This is a genomic window from Serratia sp. BNK-10, from assembly GCF_047456065.1.
GTDB lineage: Bacteria > Pseudomonadota > Gammaproteobacteria > Enterobacterales > Enterobacteriaceae > Serratia > Serratia ureilytica.
In genome coordinates this window covers 2,476,518-2,492,206 of sequence record NZ_CP179894.1, presented here as the reverse complement: position 1 = coordinate 2,492,206, position 15,689 = coordinate 2,476,518, and the positions used below count along the sequence as shown (strand labels likewise).

Annotated in this window: 14 protein-coding genes; 4 read left to right on the top strand and 10 right to left on the bottom strand. The window is 60.1% G+C overall.

The genetic code is table 11. From position 1 onward, the window contains the following. Window positions 1–149 precede the first annotated feature (149 nt). The gene (hrpA, locus tag ACMGG9_RS12115; RefSeq protein ID WP_414162237.1) at window positions 150–4,037 is read left to right on the top strand and encodes an ATP-dependent RNA helicase HrpA; all 3,888 of its coding nucleotides are present in this window, start codon (window positions 150–152) and stop codon (window positions 4,035–4,037) included. A 96-nt stretch (window positions 4,038–4,133) separates the two neighbouring features. Here the strand turns inward: hrpA and ACMGG9_RS12110 are convergent, their stop codons facing one another. Both ACMGG9_RS12110 and asr read right to left on the bottom strand, forming a co-directional pair. Further along, entirely contained in the window at window positions 4,134–4,946 is an 813-nt protein-coding gene (locus ACMGG9_RS12110) for a trypsin-like serine peptidase (RefSeq protein WP_033650290.1), read from the bottom strand. Window positions 4,947–5,241: 295 nt separating this feature from the next. Beyond that, the gene (gene asr / locus ACMGG9_RS12105) at window positions 5,242–5,520 is read right to left on the bottom strand and encodes an acid resistance repetitive basic protein Asr (RefSeq protein WP_047026031.1); all 279 of its coding nucleotides are present in this window, start codon (window positions 5,518–5,520) and stop codon (window positions 5,242–5,244) included. 185 nt (window positions 5,521–5,705) lie between these two features. Between asr and ACMGG9_RS12100 the strand changes: the two genes are divergently transcribed. Then, on the top strand, window positions 5,706–6,611 hold the full coding sequence (locus ACMGG9_RS12100) for an alpha/beta fold hydrolase (RefSeq protein ID WP_414162236.1): 906 nt from the start codon (window positions 5,706–5,708) through the stop codon (window positions 6,609–6,611). Between the two features lie 169 nt (window positions 6,612–6,780). Here ACMGG9_RS12100 and ACMGG9_RS12095 read toward each other — a convergent pair whose 3' ends face one another. From ACMGG9_RS12095 to folM, 4 genes are all read right to left on the bottom strand, one after another. Further along, window positions 6,781–8,280, bottom strand: coding sequence for a carboxypeptidase M32 (locus ACMGG9_RS12095; RefSeq protein WP_414162235.1), 1,500 nt, complete (start codon window positions 8,278–8,280; stop codon window positions 6,781–6,783). A 35-nt stretch (window positions 8,281–8,315) separates the two neighbouring features. Next, window positions 8,316–9,620 (bottom strand): two-component system sensor histidine kinase RstB, encoded by a 1,305-nt coding sequence (gene rstB / locus ACMGG9_RS12090; RefSeq protein WP_033643213.1) that lies wholly within the window; start codon window positions 9,618–9,620, stop codon window positions 8,316–8,318. Then, on the bottom strand, window positions 9,617–10,342 hold the full coding sequence (gene rstA, locus ACMGG9_RS12085) for a two-component system response regulator RstA (RefSeq protein WP_042784624.1): 726 nt from the start codon (window positions 10,340–10,342) through the stop codon (window positions 9,617–9,619). Before rstA ends, rstB begins: the two co-directional genes overlap by 4 nt. 75 nt (window positions 10,343–10,417) lie before the next feature. Then, complete coding sequence (folM, locus tag ACMGG9_RS12080) at window positions 10,418–11,140, bottom strand: dihydromonapterin reductase (protein WP_033643212.1); 723 nt, start codon at window positions 11,138–11,140, stop codon at window positions 10,418–10,420. Between the two features lie 183 nt (window positions 11,141–11,323). On the opposite strand from folM, the gene ACMGG9_RS12075 reads away from it, so the two are divergent. Beyond that, window positions 11,324–11,734, top strand: coding sequence for a hypothetical protein (locus tag ACMGG9_RS12075; protein WP_033643211.1), 411 nt, complete (start codon window positions 11,324–11,326; stop codon window positions 11,732–11,734). 99 nt (window positions 11,735–11,833) lie between these two features. On the opposite strand, the gene ACMGG9_RS12070 is transcribed toward ACMGG9_RS12075, so the two are convergent. The 3 genes from ACMGG9_RS12070 to ACMGG9_RS12060 form a co-directional block, all read right to left on the bottom strand. After that, a complete protein-coding gene (locus ACMGG9_RS12070) occupies window positions 11,834–12,208 on the bottom strand; it encodes a pyridoxamine 5'-phosphate oxidase family protein (protein WP_226886078.1) in 375 nt (124 codons plus the stop codon). A gap of 52 nt (window positions 12,209–12,260) precedes the next feature. Next, window positions 12,261–12,746 (bottom strand): hypothetical protein, encoded by a 486-nt coding sequence (locus tag ACMGG9_RS12065; protein WP_047026034.1) that lies wholly within the window; start codon window positions 12,744–12,746, stop codon window positions 12,261–12,263. Window positions 12,747–12,966: 220 nt separating this feature from the next. Further along, window positions 12,967–14,358 (bottom strand): amino acid permease, encoded by a 1,392-nt coding sequence (locus ACMGG9_RS12060; protein ID WP_033643208.1) that lies wholly within the window; start codon window positions 14,356–14,358, stop codon window positions 12,967–12,969. A 57-nt stretch (window positions 14,359–14,415) separates the two neighbouring features. Here ACMGG9_RS12060 and ACMGG9_RS12055 point away from each other — a divergent pair, with 57 nt between their 5' ends. Continuing rightward, window positions 14,416–14,610, top strand: coding sequence for a hypothetical protein (locus ACMGG9_RS12055; RefSeq protein WP_127897184.1), 195 nt, complete (start codon window positions 14,416–14,418; stop codon window positions 14,608–14,610). Here the strand turns inward: ACMGG9_RS12055 and ydgH are convergent. Further along, a complete protein-coding gene (gene ydgH, locus ACMGG9_RS12050; RefSeq protein WP_025302966.1) occupies window positions 14,603–15,553 on the bottom strand; it encodes a DUF1471 family protein YdgH in 951 nt (316 codons plus the stop codon). The two genes, ACMGG9_RS12055 and ydgH, sit on opposite strands and share 8 nt — an antisense overlap. Window positions 15,554–15,689: the final 136 nt, after the last annotated feature.

Genomic DNA, 15,689 nt, shown 5'->3' with positions numbered 1-15,689 from the left:
TTGAATAACATGCCGAGGCTTTACTCGCGAAAGTAGGGGGAAAAAGCCGTTTGTGATAGGCTGTGCGGCTAAAGCAAAAAAATCGCTAAAAAAACATTAAACCGTTGCTAAGCCTGGTCTTGGCCACGATGAAACAAGGAACACCGAACGTGAAATCTCCGCTCGAGGCACTGCCGGCCCAACTGGGCGAGCTGATGCTCCGCGATCAACAACGCCTGCGTCGTCGCCTGCAGGGCGCACGAAAAATCAAAAATCCCGATGCCCAGCTGGCGGTCGCCGCCGAAGTGGAAAGCGACATCGCGACGGCGCGGCAAAAAGTGCAGGCGCGCGCCGCGTCTTGCCCGCGCATTACCTATCCGGAAAGCCTGCCGGTCAGCCAGAAAAAGCAGGACATCTTAAACGCTGTCCGCGACCACCAGGTGGTGATCGTCGCCGGGGAGACCGGCTCGGGGAAAACCACCCAGTTGCCGAAGATCTGTCTGGAGCTGGGGCGTGGGGTGAAAGGGCTGATCGGCCATACCCAGCCGCGCCGCCTGGCGGCGCGCACCGTCGCCAACCGCATCGCCGACGAGCTGGAAACCCCGCTCGGCGGCAGCGTGGGCTACAAGGTGCGCTTTAACGATCAGGTGGGGGAAAACACCCTGGTCAAGCTGATGACCGACGGCATTTTGCTGGCGGAGATTCAGCAGGATCGCCTGCTGATGCAGTACGACACGCTGATCATCGATGAAGCGCACGAGCGTAGCCTGAATATCGACTTTATTCTTGGTTACCTGCGCGAACTGCTGCCGAAGCGCCCGGATCTCAAGGTGATCATCACCTCGGCGACCATCGATCCGCAGCGTTTCTCGCGCCATTTCAACAATGCGCCGATCATCGAGGTTTCCGGCCGCACCTACCCGGTGGAGGTGCGCTACCGCCCGGTGGTCGACGACGGCGACGATATCGATCGCGACCAGCTGCAGGCGATTTTCGATGCGGTGGACGAGCTTGGGCGTGAGGGGCCGGGCGACATTCTGATCTTCATGAGCGGCGAGCGCGAGATCCGCGATACCGCCGACGCTTTGAACCGCCTCAATTTGCCGCACACCGAGGTGCTGCCGCTGTATGCGCGCCTGTCGAACAGCGAGCAGAACCGGGTGTTCCAGTCGCACCACGGCCGCCGCATCGTGCTGGCCACCAACGTGGCGGAAACCTCGCTGACGGTGCCGGGCATCAAATACGTCATCGATCCGGGCACCGCGCGCATCAGCCGCTACAGCTTCCGCACCAAGGTGCAGCGCCTGCCGATCGAGCCGGTGTCGCAGGCCTCCGCCAATCAGCGTAAAGGGCGCTGCGGCCGCGTGTCGGAGGGGGTGTGCATCCGTCTGTACTCCGAACAGGATTTCCTCTCGCGGCCGGCGTTTACCGATCCGGAAATTCTGCGCACCAACCTGGCGTCGGTCATTCTGCAGATGACCTCGCTGGGGCTGGGCGACATCGCCGCGTTTCCGTTCGTCGAGGCGCCGGACAAACGCAACATTCAAGATGGCGTGCGCCTGCTGGAAGAGCTGGGGGCGATCACCACCGCCGATAACGGCCACTATCAGCTGACGCCGCAGGGCCGGCAGCTGGCGCAGTTGCCGATCGACCCGCGTCTGGCGCGCATGGTGCTGGAAGCGCAGAAGAGCGGCAGCGTGCGCGAGGTGATGATCATCACCGCCGCGCTGTCGATTCAGGATCCGCGTGAGCGCCCGATGGACAAGCAGCAGGCCTCGGATGAAAAACACCGCCGCTTCGCCGACAAAGACTCGGACTTCCTGGCGTTCGTCAACCTGTGGGATTATCTGCAGGAGCAGCAAAAGGCGAACTCCTCCAGCCAGTTCCGCCGGCTGTGCCGCAACGATTTTCTCAACTACCTGCGGGTGCGCGAGTGGCAGGATATCTATACTCAGCTGCGCCAGGTGGTGAAAGAGCTGGGGCTGCCGATCAACAGCGCGCCTTCCGACTACCGCAGCGTCCACACCGCGCTGCTGACCGGCCTGTTGTCGCACATCGGCCAGAAGGATGCGGACAAGCAGGAATACACCGGCGCGCGCAACGCCCGCTTCTCGATCTTCCCCGGCTCCGGCCTGTTCAAGAAGCCGCCGAAGTGGACCATGGTGGCCGAACTGGTGGAAACCAGCCGCCTGTGGGGGCGCATCGCCGCGCGCATCGAACCGGAATGGATCGAGCCGCTGGCTCAGCACCTGGTGAAACACAGCTACAGCGAACCGCACTGGTCGAAGTCGCAGGGGGCGGTGATGGCCAGCGAAAAGGTCACGTTGTTCGGTCTGCCGATCGTCGCGGCGCGCCAGGTCAATTACGGCGCCATCGATCCGCTGCTGTGCCGCGAGCTGTTTATCCGCCATGCGCTGGTGGAGGGCGACTGGCAGACGCGCCATGCTTTCTTCCGCGATAACCAAAAGCTGCGCGCCGAAGTGGAAGAGCTGGAGCATAAATCGCGTCGCCGCGACATTCTGGTGGACGACGAAACGCTATTCGGCTTCTACGATCGCCGCATCCCCAACGACGTGGTGTCCGGCCGTCATTTCGACAGCTGGTGGAAGACCGCCGCCAAACAGCAGCCCGACCTGCTGAACTTCGAAAAAGAGATGCTGATCAAGGATGGCGCCAACAAGATCAGCGCGCTGGATTACCCGAACTTCTGGCATCAGGGCAACCTCAAACTGCGGCTGAGCTATCAGTTCGAACCAGGCACTGACGCCGACGGCGTGACGGTGCACATCCCGCTGCCGATCCTCAATCAGGTGGAGGAGCAGGGGTTCGAATGGCAGATCCCCGGCATCCGCCGTGAGCTGGTGATCGCGCTGATCAAATCGTTGCCGAAACCGGTGCGTCGCAACTTCGTGCCGGCGCCGAACTACGCCGAAGCGTTCCTTGGCCGCGTAACGGCGCTGGAATTGCCGCTGCTTGACGCGCTGGAGCGCGAGCTGCGGCGTATGACTGGCGTGACCGTGTCACGTGATGACTGGCAGTGGGATCAGGTGCCCGATCACCTGAAAATGACTTTCCGCGTGGTGGGCGAGAAAAACCAGACGCTGCGCGAAGGCAAAGATCTGGCCGCCCTGCGCCTGCAGTTGAAAGAGAAGGTGCAGGAGACGCTGTCGGCGGTGGCCGATGACGGACTGGAGCAGAGCAACCTGCATGTCTGGAGCTTTGGCCAATTGCCGGCGTTCTACGAGCAGAAGCGCGGCGGCTATTCGATGAAAGCCTATCCGGCGCTGGTGGATGAAAAGGACAGCGTGGCGATCCGCCTGTTCGACAGCGAAAGCGAACAGCAACAGGCGATGTGGCAGGGCACGCGTCGTCTGCTGTTGTTGAATATTCCTTCACCGATCAAATACCTGCATGAAAAACTGCCGAACAAAGCCAAGCTGGGGCTCTATTTCAACCCGTACGGCAAGGTGCTGGAGCTGATCGACGACTGCATATCGTGCGGCATCGACAAGCTGATCGCCGAACACGGCGGCCCGGTTTGGCAGGAGGAAGACTTTGCCCGGTTGCAGGAGCAGATCCGCGCCGAGCTGAACGACACGGTCGTTGAGGTGGCCAAGCAGGTTGAACAGATCCTGACGGCGGTCTTCAACATCAACAAACGGCTGAAAGGCCGGGTGGACATGTCGTTGGCGCTGGCGCTGTCGGACATCAAGACCCAGCTCGGCGGGCTGGTCTACCGCGGCTTCGTCACCGGCAACGGATGGAAACGGCTGCCGGACACGCTGCGCTACCTGCAGGCGATCGAACGCCGATTGGAGAAACTGGCTATCGATCCGCACCGCGATCGCGCGCAGATGCTGCGGGTGGAGCAGGTGCAGCAGGCGTGGCAGCAGTGGCTGAACAAGCTGCCGCCGAAGCGACAGCAGGAGGAAGAGGTGAAAGCGGTGCGCTGGATGATTGAAGAACTGCGCGTCAGCCTGTTCGCGCAGCAGCTGGGCACACCTTACCCGATCTCCGACAAGCGCATTCTGCAAACCATCGAACAGCTTTCGGGCTAAGCTCAGGCGCGCCGGCCGGCAAACGGCCGGCGCAGCGCAAGTTGAAATTCAGGGAACAGAGAAAAAGCAACGGCGCTTGATGCGCCGTTGCGAGAGCTACTTGCCTGCCGCCAGGGCGTCCAGCGCCTCGCGGATGCCAGGCACCGCCAGAGCGCGGTTATCGGCGCGGTAACGATCTTTCGCTGCCGGTGCCGAACTCTGGATGGCGATCAGCTGCCAGCCGTCGGCGGTTTTCAGCAGCAGCGGTGAGCCGCTGTCGCCGGGCAGGGTATCACACTGGTGCGACAGCACCCCTTGCTGGGCCCAGCCGGTCACCTTGCAGTTTTGGTGGCTGTAGAGGTCATCCAGATGGTCCTCTGGGTAGCCCGCCTGGGTGATCAGCCGTTTGGCCTGTTTCAGGGCCTGAGTCAACGCCTTGCTGTCGCCTTGCCACAGCGGCAGCGGGGCGATCGGCAGCGGCGTTTTGTCTTTCAGCCGGATCAGCGCAAAGTCATAAGCGGCGGCGGCGGGCGGCACGATCCAGCCGTCGCCGTCCGGTTTCAGCTTTTTGCCCAGTTTGCTGTCGACCAAGGTTTCAATATTGTCGGTTTGATACTGCCATGATTTATCGCCCGCCACGAAGCGCAGGGCGACGGCTTTATCCAATTGTCCCGGCGGCGCCAGCACGCAATGACCGGCGGTCAGCGCCAGGTGTGGGGAGATCAGCGTGGCGGTACACAGATTGCCGCTGGCGGTTTCGACCTGGCCGATGGCTTGCCACGGCTGGGCGGCGGTATCCGTGACCTTGATTCGTTCATCTTTGCCGAAAAACAGACGCGTTTGCTCGGCCTTGGACGGGCCGTCGGCGCGTGCCGCCTGGGAGGCGATGAGCGGGAGTGAGCACAGCAACAGTAAAACGGATATGCGCATAGATCTCTTGCCTGACAAATACGGATCATCCATAAACACACTGAATGCTAACTATAGACTGATTTAGCAGCCATGTGGATGGGCAATAACTGATTTTTCAATAATTTCCCGCCGGCGAGGCGACAGGCTACAGGTAAAAAAAGACGGCGATCAGTCCACAGAGGATCAGGGCGGTCAGAATGATCTCGAACAGGTAGCGGCGCAGCATCAATGAGAACCCCCCGGATGAAAAAACACCCGGTGAACCGGGTGTCGTGCACGTCAAGCCTGAAGCGGTGAGGGGAACCTCACGACATTACGCTTTTTTGTGGCTGGTTTTCTTGTGGTGCTTTTTAGCCGCCTGGGCTTTTTGCGCCGGGGCTTTTTTGCCGGCTTTCTTGTGATGCTTTTTGGCCGCCTGAGCTTTCTGTACCGGGGCTTTCTTGCCGTGGTGTTTCACCTGAGCTTTAGCCGGCGCAGCGGTGGCGGTGGTTGCGGTAGCCGCAGGTGCGGTAGTGGTGGCAGCCTCGGCAGCGAAAGCCACGGAAGACAGACCCATTGCAGCGGCAACAACCAGAGCTAATACTTTTTTCATCGCAGAATCCTCAACATGACTTTTGGGTATCAACCCCACTGCGGGGCCGTTGAGATGATAGTAGGCAAACGGCGTCCGGCTTTCCGTGAGTGATTGGTTTCGGCTTGTAACCTAATGTACAGGGCGGCGGCGGCAGGAGGGATTGCTGCTATAATGACCGTCAGGCTCGATAAAAGGGATTTAAAATGAACGAGATAACGGTTCGTTGTGGCGTGACGGAACAGGGTGAGGTGCCGCTGGCCTATGAAGACTGGGGCGATGAGGCGCATCCGCCGCTGTTGTTAATCATGGGCATCGGCGCGCAGCTTTTGCTGTGGCCTGACGATTTCTGCCGCGCTCTGGTCGCCAAGGGATTTCGGGTGATCCGCTACGACAACCGCGACGTCGGCCTTTCCGGTAAAACGCGGGCGCGGCGCAAGACGCCGCTGTGGCTGTTGATGTTGCGTGCCCAGCTCGGCTGGCAAACGCCGGTGCCTTATACCCTGGCGGATATGGCGACGGACGCAGTGCATCTGCTCGATCATTTACGCATTCCTCAGGCCCATGTCCTTGGCGCCTCGATGGGGGGGATGATCGCCCAGGTGTTGGCCGCCGAATACCCGCAGCGCGTCGCCTCGTTATGCATCTTGTTTTCCAGCACCAATCAACCGCTGTTACCGCCGCCGGCGCCTTCGCTGCTGTGGTTGCTGGTGCGCCGGCCTGCCGCCGATATGACGCTGCAGCAGCGCCAGGAAGGGATGAAGGCCTTTCTGCGCGCGCTTGGCACCGCGACTTATCCGCCGGAGGAGGCGGAGCTGGATGCCCTGGTGAAGCGGTTGCTGAAGCGGGGCGTGGATCCAGAGGGCATGCAGCGGCAACTTTCCGCGCTGCTCGGCAGCGGCGATCTGCGGCGTTACAGTCGGCGCATCGCCGCGCCGACGCTGGTGATTCACGGCGATCGCGATCGGCTGGTGCGCAAGGCCGGCGGGGTGGCGATCGCTCGGGCCGTCGCCAACGCCAGATTGCAGATTATGCCGGGCATGGGGCATGATCTGCCCGCCGCGTTGAGACCACAATTGGTGACGATGATCGCCCGTCATGCGCTGGGATGAGAGGCAGATAGGGGCGCTGCTGTTAATGGTTTTAGTTACAACATGCTATTGGTGAGTAGCAACCCGCCACCCTGCAGCCAAGGCGTTGCCGGCAAGGAAAGCGCGCTATGTAACATTATTAGGTCAAGCAGGGGAAAAGGGCGCGGCCGTGGCCGCGCACGGGGAGAGATTACAGGTAGCGGTTTTCCAAATGCTGGCGGAAGTAGCGCGGATTGAGCGCTTCACCGGTTGCATTGGCGATCAGCGTGTCGGTCGGGAAACGGCTGCCGTGGCGCCAGATGTTATGCTGCAACCAGTGGAACAACGGCTGCAGATTGCCGGCGGCGATGTCCTCGTTTAGCGAAGGCAGGGCCTGACGCACGCTGTGGAACAGCTGCGCGGCGTACATCGCGCCGAGGGTATAAGTCGGGAAGTAGCCGAAGGCGCCGTCGGTCCAGTGGATATCCTGCATGCAACCGTTGCGGTAGTTGCCGATGGTATCGAGGCCTAGGTAAGCGTGCATCTTTTCATTCCACAGCGCCGGAATGTCCTCCACTTCGATCTCGCCTTCAATCAGCGCTTTTTCAATTTCGTAGCGCAGGATGACGTGGGCAGGATAGCTCACCTCGTCGGCGTCGACGCGGATCAGGCCCGGTTTCACCCGCTGGTTGAGGCGAATGAAGTTGGCTTCTTCCAGCGCCGGCTGTTCGCCAAACTGCGCGGTAACCAGCGGACGCAAGATTTTCAGGAATTCATTGCCGCGCGCCAGCTGCATTTCGAACAGCAGGCTCTGCGATTCGTGGATGGCGGTGGAGCGAGCCAGGGCGACCGGCTGGCCGAGCAGATCGCGCGGCAGGTTCTGTTCGTAACGGGCGTGGCCAGTCTCGTGTACGATCCCGAGCAGCGCGGTCAGGAACTCTTTCTCGTTGTAACGCGTGGTGATGCGCACATCCTCCGGCACGCCGCCGCAGAACGGGTGGGCGCTGACGTCGACGCGGCCGTTGTCGAAGTTGAAACCGAGCAGCTTCATCACGCTCAGGCTCAGCTGGCGCTGGGTGTCCACATTGAACGGGCCCTGCGGCGCCAGGCAGGGTTCATTGGCCTGTTTGGCCACCACGCGCTGCAGCAAATCCGGCAGCCAGGTTTTCAAATCGCCGAAGATGCGATCGAGATCGCTGCTGCGTATGCCCGGCTCATACAGGTTGAGCAGGGCATCGTAACGGCTGGTGCCGGCCGCCTGCGCGCGGATCTGCGCCTCTTCCCGGCTGAGGTTGACCACGTCGCGCAGATTCTCCGCGAAGCCATCCCAGTCGTTGGCCGGGCGCTGGGCGCGCCAGGCGTGTTCACAGCGGGCGCCGGCCAGCGATTTGGCTTCGACCAGCGACGCCGGCAGCAGCACCGCGTCTTCATACTGGCGGCGCATTTCGCGCAGGTTGGCGCGGTCGATCTCGTCCAGCGTCTCTTGCTGCGCGCGATCCAACAGCGCGCCGGTGCTTTGTGCCGTTAAAATCTGGTGCTGCAGCACGCTCAATTCGGCCAGGGCTTCGGAGCGCGCCTTGCTGCCGCCCGGCGGCATCATGGTTTGCATGTCCCAACCGGCGATGGCGGACAGGTGACCGAAACGCGACAGCCGGCTAAAAAGCGCGCGCAGGTGATCGTAAGCAGACGTGTTGGAAGGTGCAGATGTCATTATTATTCGGCTCCAATGAGAAGGGTCCGGCGGTGTTACGCCAGATCGGCTTTTAAACTGAATGTCGGCTTCACCGGCCAGCAGAAACGGAAGCTGGCGCCGCCGAGCGAACTGCCTTCGACGAACACCTGTCCCTGGTAGGCGACGGCGATGGAATGGACGATGGCCAGCCCCAGCCCGCAACCGCCGGTGGCGCGATCGCGGCTGGGATCGAGGCGAACGAAAGGCTCGAATACCCGCTCGCGCTCTTCCGGCGGGATACCCGGCCCGTCATCTTCGACCTGCAAACAGGCGAGGTCGCCGTCGAACCACAGCCCAACGCGCAGGCGCTGTTCGGAATAGCGCAGCGCGTTGTTGACCAGGTTATCGAGTACGCGCTCCATCAGGCGCAGATCGACGCCGCCGAAGTCGCCGACGTGCGGGATGTCGAGCTGGATGTCGCGTTCCTGATGGATAAGGCGGATATCATCGACCTTGTCCTCCAGCCACTTTGGCAGATCGATGGGTTCAATGTTTAACGCAACCTGCGGCCGGTCCAGGCGGGCATAGGTCAGCAGCTCGTCGATCAGCGACTCCAGTTGGCCGATATCGCGGTTCAGCGCCTGCTGCTCGCCTTCGGACAGGTTATCGCTCATCTCGAGCCGATAGCGCAGGCGCACCAGCGGCGTGCGCAGCTCGTGGGCGATGCCGTCGATCAGCTGTTTCTTGCTGGCGATCAGGGTGTTGACGTTGTCGGCCATCTGGTTGAACGCCACGCCGAGCCGGCTCAGGCTGGAAGTGGGATCGAAGTGGGTGCGTTCATCCAGATGCCCGGCGCCGAGCCGCTGAGCGGCGTTTTCCAGTTTGAGCAGGTCTTGCCAGTGCGGCCGCATCCACAGAAACACCGGCAGCGCCAGCGACATGCCGATAAACACCAGCAACACCAGATCCAGCAGACGCATCTGGTGCAGATAGAACAGATAAGGAATGGGGCCGACCACCAACACATAGTGGCTGCGCGGAATGCGTTGCATAAAGGTGTACTGATCGTCGAGGGCGATGATTTCACCCAGCCGCAGCCGCTTTTTCAGATCCTCGCTCAGTTCCTGTTTGCCGAGCGGTTCGATATGAAGCTTGAACGACAGATTGAGATCCAGCGTGGCGATAGTTTTGTTCCAGTCCTTCAGCGGGATTTCGCGCAGCTCGCTGCGCATCAGGTACAGCGAGCTTTTCATCAAATCGTCCATCGACTGGCGGCCGGCGCGCTCGGCGGTCACCTTGTACACCAGGCCGACCAGCATCGCCATCACCAGAAAACAGACGAACAGCAACAGGAAGAACTGGACGAAAAGTTTTCTCATTGTTGCACCGATGCCCAGGCGTTAGGGGCGAACAGATAGCCCTTGTTGCGCACCGTCTTGATACGGAAAGGCTCCAGCGCATTGTCGTACAGTTTGCGGCGCAGGCGGGAGATCGCCACGTCGATGCTGCGGTCCATGCCGTCGTAGCTCACGCCGCGCAGGTTTTGCAGCAGCGCCTCGCGATCCATGATCTGCCCGGCGTGGGTCGCCAGCTCCCACAGCAGATCGAAATCAGAGGTGGACAGGGTGATGGTTTCCTCGCCCAACGTAACCTGACGGTTGACCGGATCGATGCACAGCAGCCCGAAATGCAGCGCGTTATGCTGGGTAAGCGGCTGAGCCGACTCTTCTTTCGGCTGCTGGCTGTGTTGACGCAGATGCAAACGCAGGCGCGCCAGCAACACCGCCGGCGGCGTGGTTTTCAGGATATAGTCGTTGGCGCCCATCTCCAGCGACAGGATATGGTTCATGTCGCTGTCGAGCGAGGTCAGCAGCACGATCGGGCCGGGGAAGGTGGGGCGCAGATCGCGGCACAGCGTCATGCCGTCTTTGCCGGGCAGCATGATGTCCAGCAGCACCAGATCGGGTTGCTCGCGCTCGATGCGCGCTTGCGCGCTGTCGCCGCGCGGTTCGATCAGCACCTCGATATCGTGTTTGCCCAGATAGGCGGCGATCAGTTTGCCGACTTCAGGATCGTCTTCCACAAAAACAATTTTATGCATATGCCCGTGTTTTAATAAGAAAAGCGGATTTCAGCATAGCGCGGCCCGCGAGGTTGCGCCAAGCGGATCTTTGCGTCAGCGCAGCGGCCGCCCGCCGTCGACGCCGTGGGTGCGGCCGGTGACGTAGCGGCTCTCCAGCAGGTAGTTCACCAGATTGACCACTTCGCTCTCGCCCGGCGCGACCTTCATCAGCGACTTCGCCAGCGCCTGCCGACGATAAGCTTCGTCGTCGCCCGGATTGAAGATGATCAGCGCCGGCGCGATGGCGTTGACTTTGACTTCGGGCGCCAATTTGCGGGCGAACGACCGGGTCATGTTGTCCAGCGCGGCTTTGCTGGCGGCGTAGGCGATATGCTTGTCGCTGCCTTTTTCCACCACATAGTCGGTCAGATGGATAATGTCGGCGCCGGCCTGGCCCTGGCCGGTCAGGCAGGACTCGAGCAGTTGATTGAGCAAATAGGGCGTGTAGACGTGAATTTGCAGCATCGCCGCCATGACCTGTTCCGGCGGCACCTCCGGTGACTCCGCCTGCCAGGCGCTGGCGTTGTGGATCACCGCGCGCAGCTTGGGCGCGGCCTGCCGCACCTGATCGGCGAAACGATAAATGCCTTCATGGGTGGAAAAATCGCCCTGAATGCAGCAGGCGCCCAAGGCTTTCAACTCGGCCATCGCCGGATATTCGCTGCGGTAGGCGATGATGACCGGAACGCCGCGCTGGAGAAACGCTCTGGCGAGCGCCAGCCCTATGCGCCGTGCGCCGCCGGTAATCAGCACCGGGGCGGAGTTGTGGTGTTCCATTGATTAAAGCTCCTGGACAGACTGGCAAACAATAGGGGAATTATGCCATCATACGGCGGAAAGTCGTTAAAGCTTCGCATGATTATCCATTTCTGGATATAAGATCCCCAATGCATTTCAGGTTGCCCCCGGCGGCGGCTTGAAAGACCACGGGTTAACACTGGCCATGAGAGGAATGAGGGGATGAACAGCAATCACCTTGCATCCATCGCGCGCAGTGAGAAAATCTGTTTCGACTATATGGATTTTCTGTCCGCATCGTGCAGGAAGCACTGGCGCTTTGTTGATGCTATTTATGGTGTGATGCCGATCTTCGGCATGGTGTTGAAATCGCGCGTGACCACGTCGCAAACGCGCAAAGAGCAGTTAAAAGAGTTGGCGCTGCAGGTGGTGTCGACGCAGGTCAGCGATGAAACCAACATCGTGCGCCTGATTGACCTGGCGCAGCAGCAGGGCCTGGCGGTGTTTGATATTCAGTTGCCTTATGCGCTGGAGGCTCAACAACTGGCGGCCATTCAGAAAGAGTGTGCGGAAGGCATTGCGATTACTCTGGTGGGTGAACGCATGACCGTCGCGATCCCTCCCAAAAGCTGACCGGGCATCAACCCGGCCGCCCGTTCATGGTTAGGCAATTGACTCGTCGCGATGGCCTAACCATGAACGTGATGTCTCACGCCGCATGACGGCCGGCGTCTAGAGCTGGGTCCCGGCATTCGGGCCGGAGCGCAGGGTATAAATACTGTCTATATGAATTAACACCGCGTACTTCGGCGGCTTCATTCCGTTTTTTTCCGCAAACGTCAACGCATCGTCAAACGGCTTGCCCGCCAGAAACAGTTCGGGCGTGCCAACGAAGCGGTAACCGTCCAGCGCCTCGCGATCGATGACCACAACGGCCATTTTCGAGCCGGCCTTGATGTTTTTCAGCGTTTGGCCACCGGTATTTTCGTTGTAAATCAGCGTACGGTCATCATAGAGGCGCAAAGAGCGCTTGGGGCCGATATCGGGAACGCCGTTCGGGCTGCTGGTCGCCTGCACAGGCAGCTGTTTAGCCAGCATCTTCTTCATCTCGTCATTCAATTCATTCATTACAGATGGCTCTCAGATTGGTGTGTCACTTTTAATGCAAGGTAGCGGAAGCGTTGGCCGCCGGCGCGCAGACGCTGGTTTCCGGCAACCGGTGTTCGCGCAGCAAGTGCAGGGTCTCAATCCTGAAGCGCAGCAGGTGCCGTTCGGCGATTTGCTGCATCTGTTCGCACAGCGACGTATCGTCCAACAGTTGCTCGATAGCGACTCGGGCCTGATGAACATGCAGCTCGACGCCGCGCAGAGGCTTCTGCCGCAGGCGCAGATGGGTAATGTTGTTGAACGTGACGATCAGCGCGGCAAGGGCAGACTCGAAAATATTCAGCGCTTCAAATCTGGCGGTATATTCCGCATTCAGCCAGGGCTTCTCGGCGATGATCGCCTGAGCCCCCTCCAGCGCCTGTTGATAGCGCGCCATCGCCTGGCGATCGTGCCGCTGATTAAACGCCATGTTGCCCTCGGCGATCAGCGCCTCCCAAGCGGTAAACAAAGGTAATGCGTGCAGCAGTTTCTCAGCCATGAAATGCCTTCCATATTCAACCTGTCTTCATCCGCCGCCTGACGCCTCTCGCCAGGGGCACTCGCGTCTTGCCATCAACCAATAAATGATAATGATAATTAATTGCATTTGAGATCGCAAGCGTGGCGCATGGCTGACTGTGCAAAGGGGGGGAACGCGGTAGCAGGGGAAAAAGAGGAAGCAAAATGCGGCTGACGGGCAGCCGCATTGACGGGACACTTTAGTGCAGCATAAACCAGCCGGCGGGCAGCGTGGCCACCAGCAGCAGTAAGATGCTGCCTTTTTCCAGGCGATTCAGCAGATTGATATCCTGATGGCCGCGGCGGGCGTACATGAACACCAACAGGCCCGGCGCATACAGCAGCACCGACATCAGCAGGTGCATCAGCCCGGAAGCGTACAGCAGCCATAAACCATAGACGCAGGCGCCGGTGGCGGCGAAGATCAGGCGCTTGTCGCGACGACGGTAAGCCACCTTGAACAGAAATGCGCCGACCAGGAAGTAAGGCACCAGGATCATTTCCGACGCGATGGTCAACAGCGAGTTGTAGTTGCTGCCGGTCAACCAGATCAGCACCAACGCCAGCTGCACCGCGATGTTGGTCAGCCACAGCGAAGACGATGGGGCGTGATGGCGGTTCTGTTTGCCGAACACGCGTGGAAATGCGCCGTGCTGTGCGGCCAGCAGGGGGACTTCCGCCGCCATGATGGTCCAGCTGAGGTAGGCGCCGCACACGGAAATGATAAGACCGGCGGCGATGATCACGTCTCCCCACGGGCCAATCAGTTCCACCATCAGCACTGCCATCGACGGGTTGCGCATGTCGGCCAGTTCGCTGCGCGGCACCACGCCCAGCGACAGCAAGGTGACCATCAGATACACCGCCAGCGCCGACAGCACCGCCAACATGGTCGCGCGGCCCACGTCCTTCTTATTGCGCGCGCGCGCGGAAACCACCACGGCGCCTTCCACGCCGATAAACACCCACAGGGTGATCAGCATGGTGTCCTTGACCTGTTCCCATACCGGCTTGCCGAGGGCGATCCCCTGGAAGTCCAGCGTGAACACGTCCATTTTAAAGGCGATCGCCGCCAGAACGGCGAACATCCCCAGCGGCAGCAGCTTGGCGAGGGTGGCCGCAAGATTGATGCTGGCGGCGGTTTGCACGCCGCGCAGCACCAACGCGTGCACGATCCACAGCAGGGCGGATTCGGCGATCAGCGCCTGCCAGGTATTGCCGTCACCGAGAATAACGTTGCCGCCGCGATCGGTGAAAATGCTCAATGCCGCGAACACGATCACCAGATACGAGACGTTGGCGATCACGGCGCACAGCCAGTAACCCCAGGCCGAGCAGAAGCCCATCAGCTCGCCGAATCCCTCTTTGGCGTAGGTGAAGATGCCGCCGTCCAGATCCGGGCGCAGACGCGTAAGCAACAGCATGGCAAACGCCAAAAACAGAATGCCGACGCCGGTGATCCCCCAACCCAGCAGCAGCGCGGCGGGGCTGGCGACCTGCGCCATGTTTTGCGGCAGACTGAACACGCCGGCGCCCAGCATCGAGCTGAGCACCAAAGCGGTTAGCGCGGTAAGACCGAGTTTTTTTTCCAATGACGGATCCTGAACGCAGAATAAACAACTGGAAGGGAACTGCTTGGCGGCAACAATGTGTTAACAACCATTGCGCTAATAGACAATAGCCCTAAAAATTGGCGCAAATTCTACGGAGGGATGATTAGAGATGCAATGATTGAATATGCGGAATTTACAAAAAACTATTCAACGAGCGGCGAAAAGAGCGGCAATAAAAACGGGCAGCTCAAGGGCTGCCCGATGGTAAACCGAAAAGCGGGTTTTATTTGAACAGATCGGCGCTGACGGTCAGGTTGCCGCCGCTCTTGTTCTGCCACTGGCGAGTGACGTGGTAGTACTTGGCGCCTTTCTCGGCCGCGCGTTTCGCCACTTCGGTGGACACGTCGGTCATGCTGTTGAAGTGGCCGGTGAAGGTGACGGAATCGAACGGCACCATCTGCGCGGCGGTCACGTTGTTCACTTCCTGAATCTTGGTGCCGTTAGGCAGCGTGACGGTATAGCGTTGGCCGGTAGAGGACTGGGTTTCGAAGAAACGGCCCACTTCGCGGCTTGGTGAACCGGAAGACGCGACGCCAGGAATTTCGACTTTCGCGGCTGCGGCGCCGCCGGCGGCCAGCGCGGCGCGGCCGGCGTCAGAATCGGCCGGGATGGCGTCCGGGCTCTGCACGCGGCGTTTCGGCGCATCGGCCTTATAGATGTAGGCGGTGACGAACTGGTTGCCGCCGGAGTTGGCGTCAACCTGGCGCACGATGAAGAATGAGGCGGCGCCTTTTTTCTGCGCTTCTTTGGAGATGGCGTCGTTAATGTCCGGCTGGCTGCGGTAGAAACCGCTGACGCTCACGGTATCGTAAGGCTCCAGCAGGTAGGCTTCCTCTTTAGGCAGTTCATTCACGCCGTTAAATACGCGGTATTTTGGTGTTTTGCTCACTTCTGGCGCATCTTTATGATAAAGGTCTGCGGTGACGCGCCAGTTGCCGCCGTTGTTGCTGTTGTTGCTGTCCTGGATATAGAAGGAATCGGCACCCAGTTTGTCTGCACGGCGGGATACGGCGTCGACGGCTTCATTGATCGCATTGAAGCGGCCGGTAATCGTGATGCGATCAAACGGCTTCAGCGCCGCTGCTTTCTCAGGAGTTAACTCTTGCGCCGCATGAGCGGACAGCGCGGTGAGTGATAACAAGGCTGACGCGATGATCGTGGTCTTCAGCTTCATAAAAAATCCTTTCGCCTAGCGCATTAACGTTTATAACGTACTGAACTGTTTAAGTGTAATTCAGCCGTCGATTATTACATGTAATTCTGAAAACTGTCTCAGCATTTTATGTTATCCCGTGCGACAAATCCTTGAC